Raw genomic sequence first — 15,328 nt, 5'->3', positions numbered from 1 at the left:
AGAGGCCGTCACTGAGGACAATTAGCTTTATGATTTGTTTTTAATGAAATTACATTTTAAATTTTTCACCATAAATGGAAATACAATACATGATTTAATCATTTATTGTTGTAATTTTATGGTATCAATAAACTAAATACCAGAAAACTTAAGAAATATGAAAAAATTAACATTCTCAATTGTTATTGCGTTGTCTGCTGTTTATGCGGAAACAAGCGCTCAGGTAGGTATTAATACACCTTTGCCCGCTGCCTCACTAGATATTACCGCTAAAAATACGACAGGTAATTCTCCTACTGTAGATGGGGTCCTTATCCCTCGTGTAGACAGAGAAAGAGCTCAAAGTATGGTAGGCGTTCCTGCTTCTACCTTATTGTATGTAAATAGTGTTGCTACGGGAACTCCTTCAGGAACTGCGGTAAATATAGATTCTATGGGGTATTATTATTTTGATGGCTTTGTATGGGTGAAATTATATAATCCTAGTAATGCTCCTTATGTTTTAGGGAATATCTATACGACCAATGGTACACTTCAGTCTAATAGGCTCGTAACACAAGATAATAAGACTTTAGCTTTTGTTGGAACAGCTGTAAATGCCTTCTCAATAGATGGAGGTACATTTTCGGCAGATGCTACTAATCATCGGGTGGGTATTGGTACCACAGCTCCTTCTGTGAAATTAGAGGTACAGGGGAGCCAGTTTCTTAACGCTGCTGTAACAGGTGCTGCTACAAAAAATGCATTAGATATTAATGTTGGTCAGGATGGCTTTACCTATGGAAACCGTACAGACAATTATGGGATCAATATGAGGTCGGCTTCATCAGGATTTCCTGGGCCTATTTCGCGTATCAATTTTGGGGACACCTCCACAGGAACAGCTGTTGGTACACGTTATATGTCTTTCAGTGTAGGGCAAACGCCTAATGAACTGATGTATCTTACGGATGCTAATGCAGGTAGAGTAGGTATTGGCACCACTTCTCCTTCAGTAAAATTAGATGTACAAGGAAGCCAGTCTTTAAATGCTGCGGTAACAACTTCTACGACAAAGAATGCGATAGATATTAATATTGGGCAGGATGGTTTTAGCTACGGTAATAGAGCAGATAACTATGGTATTAATATAAGATCAGCTTCGTCAGGATTTTCTGGGCCTGTTTCACGTATTAATTTTGGAGATGTTTCTGGAGGAACGGCAGCAGGACCTCGCTACCTTTCTTTTAGTGTTGGAAGAGGGCTTAACGAGTTGATGTATCTTACGGATGTTAATAGTGGTACAGTAGGTGTTGGAACTACAACGCCTCAAAAAACATTGCATGTAAACGGCGCTTTACAGGTTACCAACGAGCTTAATGTAGGAGGTAATGCTTCTACGGCGGGAAGTGCCGGCACTTCAGGTCAGTTTCTTTCATCAAGTGGCACTGGGGCGTCGCCTATTTGGAAAGATGTACCGTTTGATCCTAGTGATGGTAGGGTGAATGTTGCTAAGGTAAGTTTTCCTTTTGTAAATGTAAACTCTAGAGATAATGGAACTTATTCTTTAGATGGAACTAATGCACCTAACTATACAATTTGGGTTTCTATTCCAAAAGGCTCCGGATGTGATGTACAATTACCTGATCCTAATTTACAAGAAAGAAGAACTATAAATATAATTGCTGCTGGTACCAGTAACGTAGGAGTATGTGGCTCTTCAATGTATGTAACTGAAGCAAGTACAATTACTTCAATACCTGCCGGTAAAAGAGTTATGCTTTTAGCTTCAAATACTTTTGGAGGTAGATGGTATGTTATTATGAAAGATTTTTAAAGGATTCTTTTTCTAAATAAGAACATACAGTAAAAAAGAGCTTGGATTGATAAAGTAGCTCAAATCCAATATCCTTCAAGTAAAAATAATAAACCTTCCGTTGTATTGATGAGCTCAACCGGAAGGTTTATTTATTATGCAAATTTAATGATCACTCAGAACATTGAATGTCTACTTTTAATAACTATAGATTATCTTTTTCAGCGATAAGGATTGTTTCTTCTAAAACTTCTAAAATACTACGGTAAACAAATTCCAATTCCTCTGACGTAATACAATAAGGCGGAACCAAATACATCACATTTCCTAAGGGACGCATAATGATTCCTCGCAATAGGAAAGCATCATACAGCATCTTCCCTATTTCATTAAAATAAGAAGTGCCCTGATCTGTTTTAAATTCCCAAGCCAAAATTGTTCCGGTTTGACGAACATTTTCAACGTTTGTATGTTGTTTTAAAATAGCTGAAAACTGAAAATGCTGTTCAGAAATTCTTTGAATATTCTGTTGAGTTTCTTCATTTAATAACAATTCCATGCTCGCTAAAGCAGCTGTACAGGACAACGGATTGGCAGTAAAAGAATGGCCATGAAACAACGTCTTGTATTTATCATCGGATAAAAAAGCATTGTAAATTTCATTGGAACAGGTGGTAATTCCCATGGGAAGTGTTCCGCCAGTGAGCCCTTTTGAAAAACACATAATATCAGGCTTTTCTGAAAGGTGATTTGCTGCAAACAGTTTTCCTGTTCGTCCAAAACCGGTAAAAACTTCATCCTGAACCATTAAAATTTCCTGTTCTCTGCAAAATTTCATTAATTCCTCCAAATCCTTAGCTTCGTACATCAACATTCCAGCAGCCCCTTGAATCAGTGGCTCGTAGATAAAACATGCGATTTCATTGGCTACATTTTTAATCTGATTTTTTATGCTTTCCAGATTTTCAGAATTGGGGGTATCAATAAAGATCACTTCAAACAGCATTTCGCCGAAAGGTTTTGTCCAGACACTTCTTCCACTCACAGACATGGCGCCAAAAGTATCTCCGTGGTAGGCGTTTTTAAAAGCTAAAATTTTAGTCTTTTCTTTTCCATGATTATAGCAATACTGAATACACATTTTCAATGCTACTTCCACCGCCGTTGAGCCATTATCAGAGTAAAAAACTTTCTGCTGATTATTCGGTAGCAATTGCAATAAATTTTCGGAAAGTTGTATCGCGGGCTCATGAGTAAAACCTGCAAAAATTACTTGTTCCAATGTATTTAACTGTTCAGAAACACGCTGTGCAATATAAGGATGCGCGTGCCCATGCAAGGTCACCCACCATGAAGAAACAGCATCAATATATTGCTTTCCTTCGTGATCATAAAGATGTACCCCTTTCCCTCTAACGATAGGAATGGCGTCACTTGCCGTTTTCATTTGGGTATAAGGATGCCAGTTGACGGCCTTATCACGTTCTTGTAAGTTCATAAATAATGGATAATTGGTAATGAGTAATTTGGTGAATGATAATAATGAATTGTGAATTATCCAAGCTTATATTGACAATTGAGTATTCACAATGCATAATTCTAAAAATTAAACTAAGCTTGTTTTCCAGGTTTCAAATTGATCCATCACTTTTTCTGTTTCTCTTTTCATAGGCTTTAATCCTAAAGTTTGCAACATCTGCATGTCTTCCGAAACTCCCGGGTTTGGCGTTACCAATAAGGTTTCTCTTTCTCCTGTAAAAATAGAATTAGCTCCAGCCATGAAACACCAGCCTTGCTCAAATTCTGTCATTTCAATTCTTCCTGCGCTCAGACGAACCATCGAAGAAGGCATTACAATTCTTGCGGTTGCGATCATTCTTACCATTTCCCATGTATCTGTTTTTTCATTATTTTCAAGAGGAGTTCCTGCTACTCTTGCTAATGCGTTGATTGGAACTGATTCAGGATGTTTTGGCATGGTGGCTAAGGTTAAGAGCATCGAAATTCTGTCTTTATGACTTTCTCCAAGACCAATAATACCTCCTGAACAAACCGTTATTCCTGCTTTTCTGACGTTATTGATGGTGTTGATTCTATTATCAAAAGTTCTGGTAGAAATAATCTCTTCATAATACTGTTCTGAAGTATCAAGGTTATGATTGTAAGCGTATAAACCTGCTTCCTGCAAACGAATGGCTTGATCTTCTGTCAACATTCCCAACGTACAACACACTTCAAGTCCAAGATCATTAACACCTTTTACCATATCAATCACGCGATCAAAATCACGGTTATTTCTTACTTCTCTCCAAGCTGCAGCCATACAAAAACGGGAAGAGCCATTGTCTTTCGCCTTTTGGGCATGCTCAATTACGGTTTCTGTAGGCAACAACGCCTGAACTTTAATATTGGTATGATAACGTGCAGCCTGTCCGCAATACGAACAGTCTTCCGTACAACCACCCGTTTTAATGGATAATAAGGTAGACATTTGCATTTCTTCCGGGTTGTGCCATTCGCGGTGAACGGTTGCTGCTTTATAAATTAATTCAAGTAAAGGCTGATGATAAATTTCTTCTATTTGTTCTTTAGTCCAATTATTTCTAATTTCTGTTTTTCTATCCATTATCCTAAATTTGTTAATTGTTTTGTACTCCTTTCTATATTTTCTTTTGTTATATTTTCGATGTCTGTAATTCTGATGATTTTTGTTTCTTCTTCAATAGAATTACAGATTACTCTTTCCGTATCTGGTGGGAAATTCCCATTGAGAATCAAATATTCCAGTTTTAAATTTCTTTGTTGTAAAGCCATGATCGATAATAAAGTATGATTGATGCATCCTAAATAATTCCTCACGACCAAAGCCACGGGAAGCTGTAGTTTTTCAATTAAATCAATGATAAATTCTTTATCGGAAAGAGGAACCATTAATCCTCCGGCTCCTTCTACAATTAGATTATTCTGAGTTTCGGGAAGGGTAAAATCATTAACTGTAATCAAAACCCCTTCCTCCAATGCCGACTGATGCGGTGATGCAGCCAATTGTAAACGATAGGTCTCAGGATGACAAATGACACCATCTCCTACCCAATCTCTAATTTTCATACTATCGGTAGCATGCAAATCTCCGGATTGTAAGGGTTTCCAATAATCAGCTTTAAAATATTTTGTTAAAATAGCCGAGCAAACTGTTTTTCCTATTTCTGTTCCGATTCCGGTTATGAAAAGGAGTTTTTGTTCTGTTTTTTTTGTTTCTATTTCTAAATTCATAATTTTAAATATTCCACTTTGCGGTTCTTTTGTCATTTCGACGAAGGAGAAATCTATTTAGATTCTTCTCTTCACTACGTTTCGTTCTGAATGACAAACTAAATAGCAATCATTACTCTAAATAAAATCTTTAATAATTTTAGTTAATCCAGTGATTTCTTCTACTGTATTAAAGCTGTGTAAGCAAATTCTTACTCTTTCCGTTCCTTCTTTTACGGTTGGGCTATACACTGCGTACGTTAGGAATCCATTGTCTGATAAATTTTGCTGTACTGTTTTTAATTTTTGATTATCAGGAATTACCAGGGCTTGAATCGGACTGTTTTCTGCCGATGGTGTTTTTAAACCTTGGTTCCTGAAAATTGTAATGTTTTCCTGAAGTTGAGTAGAAAAATGTTCATGCGATTTTAGAAATTCATAGCTGGTTTTAATCGTCATCCACTGTACATTCTGAGCCGAAGTTGTATAGATAAAAGGAGAGGCAAAATTGATGAGATAAGATTTTACAACATCTTCACAAAGTATAGCAGCTCCATGAGCTCCAAGTGCTTTTCCATACGTGATAACGGTTGCTAAAACTCGATTTTGCAATTGATGTTTCTCAACCAAACCATATCCAAAAACACCAAAAGCATGCGCTTCATCTACAATTAAGTTGGCTTTATATTTTTCTACGATTTGAATGATTTCCTGAATGGGAGCCACATCACCATCCATCGAATACAAACTTTCTATAGCGACATAACAGTTTCCGTTTTGCTTTTTTAAAACCTGTTCTAAATCTTCAACATCGTTATGCTTAAATTTCAACTTTTTTGCATGTGACATTTTGCAGGCATCATGCACAGACCGATGGATTTTCTCATCAACAATAATCGTATCATGGCGGGTTGGAAGCGTTGAAAACAAAGCCAGATTAGCATTATAACCCGATGAAAAAAGCAAAGCAGCAGGATATTGATGTTCTCGCGCAATAAAATTTTCGGTTTCAATTACCTCAGAGCTATTTCCACTGATAAGCCTTGATCCGGTACTTCCTGATAATAAATGAGGATTTGCAATGATCTTTTCAAGCAATATCTGTTGTAATTCCTTATTTCTCGCCAATCCCAAATAGTCGTTGGAATAAAAATCAATCCCTTCCGATCTTGGTTTTAAAATTCTTAGCGTTCCCGTTTCTTTTCTTTTATCGAGAGCTTCTTGGAAATTATGAAGCATAATTAAGGAGCGACACTTCTTCAGTTATTGCATTCATCCATTGCTCGTGCAGCTCTTTCTCAATTTCTAAAATTACATCAGCATGCGTCTGCCAATCTTCTGCAAATTCGTTCAGTTGATTGATCATTTCTTCCAAATGTCCTTCTTCTTCCAGGATAATTGATTTTACCATAATTTTAGAAGATTCTTTGGTAAGAACATCTTGATAAACAGGATATAATTCATCGGCACGAACTTCAATGGCATAGGTCACAAAAAGATAAGCAGCATATTTTAGCTCTTCTTTTTTTAATTGAAAGGCTTTCTGGATATATCGGCAAGCCTTAACATCTAAAGAATGAAGATATTGACGAGTTGCAATTGGAGCCAAAAGTTCCGTGTTGTCATACGTTTTACAAAAATCAGGATCTAGCTTACCAATTTGTTTTTTTAAGTAATACGCATGGCGATGCTCTTCAGCAGCATGTTTTAGTTGTATTAAACTCACTTTGGTAGGATGCTCACAAGCAGATATTTTTCTTGCTCCGGCATTTTCCATAAAAGAAAGTGTGTTGAGCCATTTGGCATGGGTCTCATTATCCTGCACCATTCTTTCGAGTAGATTGTAGAATTCCATAGATTTTTATTTTATGGTTCAAATGTAGTATATTGCCGGATGGTTGAACGGTACCAGTTTTTATATTATGGATAGTCCGGTTGAAATTCCTTATAAAAGTTTTGTGAAAATTGATAGAAAGTCTGAAACTTCTATCTACATGCAAATTGCCAATCAGTTGATCAATGCGATACAGAGAGGCTATATTCCCTTTGGAACCAAACTCCCGGGAACCAGAGCTTTAAGCCAGGTATTGGAAGTGCACCGTAATACCATTGTTGCCGTGTATGACGAATTATTTGCCCAAGGTTGGGTAGAAAGCCTTCCGAATAAAGGAACTTTTGTTATTGGAAAGAATCAGGAAAAACCATTAGAAATTAAGACTTTTGAGAAGAATCATCTTGAAAACTATCCAAAATCGACAGGTTTTTCATTTAAAACGTCGAATATTTTAGATAATCCTTTTGAGCATTCCACTTGTGAGTATGTTTTCAATGATGGCGTTCCGGATATCAGATTAACTCAGATTGATCAACATTCTAAATTTTACAGTTCTATTCTAAAGCGAAAGTCTCAGCAGAAAATGTTGGGACATTACAACCATGATGGAAGTGAATTTTTCAAGAAAAACCTTTCTCATTATCTCAATTTATCACGAGGATTACCCATTTCTAAGAATAATCTTCTCATTACAAGAAGCACAGAAATGAGTATTTACATTGTTTCTGAAATATTATTATCCCAAGGAGATACCGTTTTGGTAGGCGCTTTAAGTTACTTTTCGGTGAATATGATCTTTCAGAAAGCAGGAGTAGAGATTGTTTCTATTCCGATTGATGAAGAAGGGATTATGGTAGAAAGCGTAAGAGAAGCCTGTAAGAAACAAAAGATCAGAATGCTGTATCTTACACCCCATCACCACTATCCTACCACCGTTGCGTTGAGTGCAAAACGGAGATTGGAGCTTCTTAATTTAGCCAACGAATATGGTTTCATCATTCTTGAAGACGATTACGATTATGAATTCCATTATGATAAAAGTCCTATTCTCCCACTGTCTAGTGCAGATACGAACGGAATGGTGATTTACATTGGTTCTTTCGGGAAATCTCTTGCTCCGGGATTTCGTACAGGATTTATTGTAGCGCCCGAAAATTTAATGATAGAAATGCGAAAATATCTCGGAATTATCGACAGACAGGGAGATGTTTTAATGGAACGAGTCCTTGGAGAAATGATTGCGGAAGGAGAAATCAATCGGTATTTAAAAAAATCATTGAAAGTCTATCAGGAAAGGCGAGATCATTTCGCGGAACTATTAGACAAACATTTAGGAAATGCTATCCGTTTTCAGAAGCCTTCAGGTGGTTTGGCGATCTGGGCAGAATGGAATATTCCAATCAACCTGATGCAACTTAGCAGACATTGCGCCCAGAATAATTTATTCATTCCCAAAACATTACTGTATCAGAATAAAAACATAACCGCTATGAGGCTAGGATTCGGAAGTTTAAATTTCGTTGAAATGGATAAAAGCATTGAAATTTTTTCGGAAAGTGTAAAACATCTCACCTAACGTTCAGTTTTGGGGATTCTCATAAACGACTCAATGAGGTGTTATGATCTAAAATTCATCATTCAATATTACATATTTATTAATTTTTCATTTAAATTAAATTTAGTATTTCTCATTTTGAGACAAGATTATATTAATCATCTAAGCTGATTTATCGGTTGCACATGCTATTAATTCTAGGTTAATTAGTAACCCATTCACTTTAGCTTGAATTATATGATAAATATCATTTTGATTATTCTTAAAATATTCATTTATATTTGTCATCTTATTTTTAATTATTCTAAATAAATGAAAAAGCAATACGCGCTTTCTATATTCTTGTTGGCAGCTATAGCCACAAATACTTCTGCTCAGAGTAAGCAGGACAGTCTAAACACAACAGACATCAATGAAATTATTATGGTCTCATCACGTTCTCCAAAGCAGATCAGTGATATTCCGGGAACGGTTTGGGTGATTAGTGATAAAGAGCTTCAAACCCAGATTAGAGGCGGTGCCGGTCTAAAGGAAGTATTGGGAAATATGATTCCCGGGTTTGATTTTGGAAATCAGGGAAGAACCAATTATGCCCAAAACATGCGGGGCAGAAATGTTCTTGTTTTGCTTAACGGTGTTTCCCTAAACAGCACAAGAGCTACAAGCCGACAATTTGATGCCATAGATCCTTTTAACATCGAAAGAATTGAAGTGCTTTCCGGAGCTTCTGCCATCTACGGAGGTGATTCTACGGGAGGAATTATTAATATCATTACCAAGAAACCAACGTCTAATCAACTGGCTTTTGAAACTTCTGTTGGTTTGAAATCAGGATTTCATAAAGATGATCTCGATAAAAGAATTGCTCAGTCTGTTTCAGGGGGAAATGATAAAATAAAATTCAGATTAGGCGCTGCCTTTACGCAAAATGAAGGCGCTTTTGATGCGAGCGGAAATCAGATTATAACGGATGTTAAGCAGGCTGATTTTCAATACAACAGATCGATCGACATTTTAGGAGGAATTAGTGCAAAATTAAGTACTGATCAGGATTTGAGCTTAGATTTACAATATTATAACTCCAAAGTTAGAAATAAAAAATGGCTTTCTTTTGGACCCAATTTCGTTGGATTTACTACTAAAAACCCTGATCTCATCAATGTTTTAGGCGGAGCAGATTCTGATATTGTTCCAAGAACAGAGCGTTTTATGGCCAACTTACAATATAACCATCGTAATATTTTAGGTGGTCAGAATTTAATTCTACAGGCGTATGCGAGACGAGAAGAAGTAGATTTCGGGGCTTCTTTTGCGGAAGTTCCTAAACCTCCGGCCGGCGTTATACTTCCTGTATTTTTGTCTTCAGCAAGAGGGAATACAGATGTGTACGGTGCGAAAGTCGTGTTGTCTAAAAAATGGGATTCATTCAACTTCACCTACGGCGTAGATACTGATTTTGAAAATTTCACAGGAGATCAGGCGATATTCAATCCTCAAAAAAGCAGTGAGTCGGGAGGATTAATTAACAAAACAGATACTTTTGTCGGAAGATATCCCGATACCAAAATATTTACATTGGCAGGTTTTATCCAGGCAGATTGGAATATTACTAAAAAACTAACCCTTTCCGGAGGGGTAAGACAGCAATTCATTAATGTGAAATTGGATGATTTTGTTGGATTCAAGGAGCAGGTATACATGCATTTCGGATATGGAAATTCTGCAGATGTGGTGAAAGGCGGTAAAAACAACTACGATGTAACCTTGCTTAACGGAAGTTTACTATATAAATTTAATCCTGCTTGGCAGGCTTGGTTGAGTTTTTCTCAAGGATTTGCCGTTCCTGATGCTGCAAAATCTTATGGTTTTGGAAAATATCAGTTGAATAACAACCGTTGGAACGTACTCAACAGCATCAACATTGCAGAACAGCCCTTAAGCGGAATAAAAACCGATCAGATGGAATTAGGTTTCAGACATAACAGAACTTCTGAAGCCGGATTCTATGGGCAGGGATCATTTTTCTACGCCCTTTCCAACAAAACATTGAAAATAGACAATGCCACTTTTACAATTTCTTTACTTGACCAGAAATTGAGAAACTACGGTTTTGAAGGCGCTTTAGGCTATCGTTTTGCCGAAGGATTGGAATTGGGAGGTAACATTTTATTGATGCAATCTGAAACAGAAACCGTTGATAAAGGCTGGCAGAATCAGTCTGTTTATACAACCAATCCATCGAAATTTATGGCTTTCACAGGTTGGAATGCTAAGAGATTTTCTGTAAGACTACAAATGCAGAATTCTATGAATTATACCGATTTAGCAGATATGAAAATCAAGGGATACACCCTATTCGATTTTATTGGAGATGTAAAACTAAACAAAGGAACCATCAACTTTGGCGTTCAGAATATTTTCAATAAACAATACACCACCATTTGGGGACAGCGTTCTGTATTTTTCTACGGAGCGCCTCAAAAGGCCTTTGCATACCAAGGGCGAGGAATTACATTTTCTGTAGGATACACGATAACGTATTAATCATTTAATTCAAATTTAGATGAATATTTTAAACCATTAAGATTTAATTTTTTGACAGTTAAGTAGATTTTTCTATCATCGAAATGACAAACGCGATACCAGAATAAAGTAAAGTGTAATGAAGAGTCTACTTAACGTTTTTAACGCCTTAAAGAAAATCTTAATGGTTTACTCTAAAATTTAATAGTAAAAAAGAAACAACCAATCCAGAACTTCTATGAACACAGTGATTACCGAAAAATTGGTTTCGGAAAAGGAAAGTCTTTTCCCAAATCTGGAGAGCTTATTTTGTGATATCAACATTCATGAATATCAAAAAGCAGTCAACAAAGCGCAGGAAAGTGTCATTTCATTTTTGGAAGACACCCACAAACCTTTCAGTGGAATTTCTCCACGAGAACTGAGAAAACAGTTTGAAAATATTAATCTTAACGATCCTTCGCATACCTATGAAGAGGTTTTTGAGGAAGTTAAAGAATTGTATACCCAACATGCAATTGCCTTTCATCATCCTAAATATGTTGCCCATCTTAATTGTCCGATTGTCATTCCTGCAATTGCAGCAGAAATGTTGATCAGTTCTATCAACTCTTCACTTGATACCTGGGATCAAAGTGCAGGCGGAACATTAATTGAGCAGAAACTCATTGAATGGACTTCCAATGAAATAGGTTTTGACAATCTATCAGACGGGATTTTCACCAGCGGAGGTTCTCAAAGCAATCTGATGGGAATGCTGTTGGCAAGAGATCATTATTCTCTGAAATATTTAAACCACAACATCAAAAAAGATGGATTATCAAAAGACGCGCATCGTTTCAGGATTTTTGTTTCAGATGCAGCCCATTTTAGCATTCAGAAAAGTGCCTCAATTTTAGGATTGGGCGAGCAGGCTGTTGTTAAAATTAAAACCGACCGCTCTTTCAGAATGAACAGCGTGTTGTTGGAAGATGCCGTTAGAAAAGAAATTGAAAGCGGAAATATCCCGATTGCAGTTGTTGCAACGGCAGGAACCACAGATTTTGGAAATGTTGATCCAATGATTAATATTGCAGGAATTGCAAAGAAATACAATCTTTGGTTTCATGTAGATGCCGCTTACGGATGTGCTTTGTTGTTGACAGACAAATACCGGCACTTAATTAAGGGAATTGAAGACGCTGATTCTGTGACCGTAGATTATCACAAATCGTTCTTTCAGCCTGTAAGCAGCAGCGGATTTATCGTGAGAGATAAAAAATATTTCGGACTGATTACCCATTACGCCGATTATTTAAATCCAAAAGATCATGATGAAAATGAAATTCCTAATCAGGTTAATAAATCAATACAAACCACAAGACGTTTTGACGCGCTAAAACTTTGGTTTACCCTTAGGATCATCGGTAAAAAAGGCTTGGGAGGTTATATTGAGAGAATTATATACACCGCAAAAGAAGCAGCAATTCTATTAGAAAATGATCAGAATTTTGAATTATTAAACCGCTCGGATCTCTCTGCTTTGGTCTTCCGTTATTCGGCAGATCCTTTTAAAACTTTTGATCTGAACAGGATTAATACCTATATTAAATCACAACTCTATAAAAACGGAAATGCCCTTGTTGCAGGAACTAAAGTCAACGGGCAGTTTTATTTAAAATTCACCATTCTAAATCCTTTAACCACGGTTGAAGACATCAAATCAATATTAAACACCATAAAAAAACACGGAAATGAATACATTGAAGTTAACTAATCAAGACTACGCAGAACAGATCAACTACACGGCTCTCATCAATTGTTATATGAGAGAATTTACAAACTGGAGCCGTTATTTGGGAATTCCAAAGTATGATGAAGCCATTGCCAAACATTTGAAAAAAACACCAACTGATTTACATATCAGAATCGATTTTTCTTCCATTGGATGTGATGTATACGTTCCGGTAAACTATTTTTCAGAAACAGGAAGACATCTTTTTGACTTTCCTGTAATAAGGAGAGTTATTGATACCGATGAAGTTTCTGAAGTGGACATTTATGGTTTTATGACCATGACTGCAGAATATTCCAAAGGACTGTATCCCAATATCGATGCTTCAACAGTCTTAAAAAGATTGAACAATAGTATTGAAAATTTGACTACTTATTTAGATTATCTGGTTGAAAATAATAAGTCGGTGAATGATCTGGAAATGTCTTTTATTGAGGCTGAGCAATCACTTGTTTTAGGACATATTTTACATCCGGTTCCCAAATCAAAACAAGGATTTAATCAAGAAGATTTATTAAAATATTCACCTGAAACTTCCGGGCAATTTCAGTTATTTTATTTTTTAATTAACCCTGAAAACATCATTGAAAAAAATGCGGATGGAACGCCTGTCACCAAAGAATTAGGCGAAAAAATATACCCTTTTTTAAATCCTGAGCATAAAAAATTATGGGATCGATTTCCAGATTATCAAATTGTTCCGATGCATCCTTGGGAAGCTGAGTATTTATTGGTTCAGGAAGATGTTCAAATCATGCAGGAGCAAGGGATTTTGTTTGCGTTAGGTCATTATGGAGAGTCCTTCACTCCTACTTCATCTGTAAGAACAGTTTACAGCGAAAACAGCAAATGGATGTATAAATTTTCTCTTCATGTGAAAATTACCAACTCAGAACGAATCAATTTATATCCTGAATTGCACCGTGGTCACGACATCAGTCAGTTATTAAAAACAGATTGGGGAAAAAATTTACAGAGAGATTTCCCAGAGATTGATTTTATGGTGGATCCTGCTTTTATTGCGGTTACATTCAATGATAAAATCATCAACGGTTTCAATATCAGTATCAGAAGAAACCCTTTCCAAGGGGAAAATAAGACTAAAAATGTAACGCTTTTAGCAGCGCTGTGTCAGGACGGAATTTTTGGACAACCTTCAAGGCTTCAAAATATCATCGAAAATACAGCTAAAAACCTTGATGTACCAGTTGAACAGGTCGCTTTAGATTGGTTTAAACAATATCTTCATATTTGTGTAAGGCCCATCGTTGGGATTTTGAATACCTACGGATTGGCTTGTGAATTCCATCAGCAAAACGTAATGATTGAGCTTGATAAAAAAGGTTTTCCGGGGAAAATTTATTTCAGAGACAATCAGGGATTTTTCTTTAGAGAAGGCAGAAAAGACTTGGTTTCCAATGCGCTTCCTGGAATTGCAGATGAAAGCCAGTCGATTATTGATGAAGAATCATTGGCTCCAAAATACACCTATTATTTGGTAACGAATAATATTTTAGGCGTTGTTAACGCTTTAGGATGCAGCGGATTAGCCAACGAAAGAAAACTCATTAATTTAGTTTATAAAGCATTTAAAGAGCTTGAAAATGAAGATGAAACAGGGTTAGTAGATTACATCATCAACAAAAGAAATTGGTACACGAAAGGAAATTTAATCACAAGCCTTCAAAATATTAATGAAGCAGACGAAAATCTAGAATATCCTGCCGTTTTCCTGGATACTCCGAATCCTTTAAATAAATACTTTTTTTCAAATAAATTAATCAAACCAGAATCTACAGAAACGGTTTATTCAAGGTATTTTGAAGATGATAACGTACACATTAGCATAAGACCTTTCGACATTGATAATGATTTTGGAATGATTCACGAATGGTTCAATAGGGAACACGCAAAACCTTTCTGGAAAATGGATGGCCCGAAAAGGGACTTGGAACTTTGGTTCAGAACCATTCTTCCGAGTGACGAACAACACAGTTTTATTGGAGAAGTAAACGGTGTCGCCCAGTTTAGTTTTGAGCCTTATTGGCCGATGAGAGATGTTGTGGGAGCTTATTACGACGCGCTTCCGACTGATTACGGAACGCACTTTTTTGCTGCTGAAACGCAGAAAGACAAGAAATTCTCTTTCCAATCTTTCCAAGTAGCTTTAGATTATATTTTCATGCTTCCTGAGGTAGGGAAATGTATTGGCGAAGCGTCTGTAGATGCGGTTCCGACTGATAGAATCATTACTAAATTAGGTTACACCCGTGAAGGAATTATCGAAATGCCTCACAAAACTGCGTACTTGACTTTCTGTACCCGTGAAGGATATTGGGAGAAATGCCCTGAAAGCAGATTGGAAGCGAAAAGTATTTAAAATAATTTTTCAAGCTAATTAAAAATTTAACCACAAAAGATACAAAAGCTCACATTGAATCATTTAAAGCTAACTATTTAGAAAACAAAAGTTTGACAAAGAATAAAAATCTTTGATTTTTAAAACTTATGTGTTCTTGTTGACAGTTTATGATCAACTTAAATAATTAATGTACTAATCTTTTGAAACTTTTGTGGTTAAAATAAAAGTTTAAA

Annotated in this window: 10 protein-coding genes; 5 read left to right on the top strand and 5 right to left on the bottom strand. The window is 36.3% G+C overall.

Translation table 11 applies throughout. From position 1 onward, the window contains the following. Positions 1-157 precede the first annotated feature (157 nt). A complete protein-coding gene (locus tag AMQ68_RS02385) occupies positions 158-1,816 on the top strand; it encodes a hypothetical protein (RefSeq protein ID WP_054509021.1) in 1,659 nt (552 codons plus the stop codon). A 184-nt stretch (positions 1,817-2,000) separates the two neighbouring features. On the opposite strand, the gene bioA is transcribed toward AMQ68_RS02385, so the two are convergent. The 5 genes from bioA to AMQ68_RS02360 all read right to left on the bottom strand — a co-directional run bounded on the left by bioA (position 2,001) and on the right by AMQ68_RS02360 (position 6,902). Next, positions 2,001-3,293: an adenosylmethionine--8-amino-7-oxononanoate transaminase gene (bioA, locus tag AMQ68_RS02380; RefSeq protein WP_054509020.1), complete on the bottom strand. Its 1,293-nt coding sequence runs from the start codon at positions 3,291-3,293 to the stop codon at positions 2,001-2,003. A 108-nt stretch (positions 3,294-3,401) separates the two neighbouring features. Beyond that, positions 3,402-4,421, bottom strand: a complete 1,020-nt coding sequence (bioB, locus tag AMQ68_RS02375) for a biotin synthase BioB (protein ID WP_054509019.1) — start codon at positions 4,419-4,421, stop codon at positions 3,402-3,404. After that, positions 4,421-5,068, bottom strand: coding sequence for a dethiobiotin synthase (gene bioD / locus AMQ68_RS02370; protein ID WP_054509994.1), 648 nt, complete (start codon positions 5,066-5,068; stop codon positions 4,421-4,423). Before bioD ends, bioB begins: the two co-directional genes overlap by 1 nt. Before the next feature lie 117 nt (positions 5,069-5,185). Beyond that, complete coding sequence (locus AMQ68_RS02365; protein WP_054509018.1) at positions 5,186-6,286, bottom strand: aminotransferase class I/II-fold pyridoxal phosphate-dependent enzyme; 1,101 nt, start codon at positions 6,284-6,286, stop codon at positions 5,186-5,188. Next, the gene (locus tag AMQ68_RS02360) at positions 6,276-6,902 is read right to left on the bottom strand and encodes a hypothetical protein (RefSeq protein ID WP_054509017.1); all 627 of its coding nucleotides are present in this window, start codon (positions 6,900-6,902) and stop codon (positions 6,276-6,278) included. Before AMQ68_RS02360 ends, AMQ68_RS02365 begins: the two co-directional genes overlap by 11 nt. Before the next feature lie 67 nt (positions 6,903-6,969). Between AMQ68_RS02360 and AMQ68_RS02355 the strand changes: the two genes are divergently transcribed. From AMQ68_RS02355 to AMQ68_RS02340, 4 genes are all read left to right on the top strand, one after another. After that, the gene (locus AMQ68_RS02355; RefSeq protein ID WP_054509016.1) at positions 6,970-8,457 is read left to right on the top strand and encodes a PLP-dependent aminotransferase family protein; all 1,488 of its coding nucleotides are present in this window, start codon (positions 6,970-6,972) and stop codon (positions 8,455-8,457) included. Positions 8,458-8,748: 291 nt separating this feature from the next. Further along, a complete protein-coding gene (locus tag AMQ68_RS02350; protein WP_054509015.1) occupies positions 8,749-10,980 on the top strand; it encodes a TonB-dependent receptor in 2,232 nt (743 codons plus the stop codon). A gap of 217 nt (positions 10,981-11,197) precedes the next feature. Further along, a complete protein-coding gene (locus AMQ68_RS02345; RefSeq protein ID WP_054509014.1) occupies positions 11,198-12,715 on the top strand; it encodes an aspartate aminotransferase family protein in 1,518 nt (505 codons plus the stop codon). After that, positions 12,693-15,113: a GNAT family N-acetyltransferase gene (locus tag AMQ68_RS02340; protein WP_054509013.1), complete on the top strand. Its 2,421-nt coding sequence runs from the start codon at positions 12,693-12,695 to the stop codon at positions 15,111-15,113. Before AMQ68_RS02345 ends, AMQ68_RS02340 begins: the two co-directional genes overlap by 23 nt. Positions 15,114-15,328 lie beyond the last annotated feature (215 nt).

Source organism: Chryseobacterium sp. ERMR1:04 (assembly GCF_001297705.1).
GTDB lineage: Bacteria > Bacteroidota > Bacteroidia > Flavobacteriales > Weeksellaceae > Chryseobacterium.
Note: the sequence above shows the minus strand (reverse complement) of the source record. Positions and strands in the feature narration are given on the sequence as shown.

Bases quoted from the DNA above. Each gene is read 5' to 3' on its own strand.
- AMQ68_RS02385 (WP_054509021.1), top strand. From the start codon at position 158: ATGAAAAAATTAACATTCTCAATTGTTATTGCGTTGTCTGCTGTTTAT.
- bioA (WP_054509020.1), bottom strand. From the start codon at position 3,293: ATGAACTTACAAGAACGTGATAAGGCCGTCAACTGGCATCCTTATACC.
- bioB (WP_054509019.1), bottom strand. From the start codon at position 4,421: ATGGATAGAAAAACAGAAATTAGAAATAATTGGACTAAAGAACAAATA.
- bioD (WP_054509994.1), bottom strand. From the start codon at position 5,068: ATGAATTTAGAAATAGAAACAAAAAAAACAGAACAAAAACTCCTTTTC.
- AMQ68_RS02365 (WP_054509018.1), bottom strand. From the start codon at position 6,286: ATGCTTCATAATTTCCAAGAAGCTCTCGATAAAAGAAAAGAAACGGGA.
- AMQ68_RS02360 (WP_054509017.1), bottom strand. From the start codon at position 6,902: ATGGAATTCTACAATCTACTCGAAAGAATGGTGCAGGATAATGAGACC.
- AMQ68_RS02355 (WP_054509016.1), top strand. From the start codon at position 6,970: ATGGATAGTCCGGTTGAAATTCCTTATAAAAGTTTTGTGAAAATTGAT.
- AMQ68_RS02350 (WP_054509015.1), top strand. From the start codon at position 8,749: ATGAAAAAGCAATACGCGCTTTCTATATTCTTGTTGGCAGCTATAGCC.
- AMQ68_RS02345 (WP_054509014.1), top strand. From the start codon at position 11,198: ATGAACACAGTGATTACCGAAAAATTGGTTTCGGAAAAGGAAAGTCTT.
- AMQ68_RS02340 (WP_054509013.1), top strand. From the start codon at position 12,693: ATGAATACATTGAAGTTAACTAATCAAGACTACGCAGAACAGATCAAC.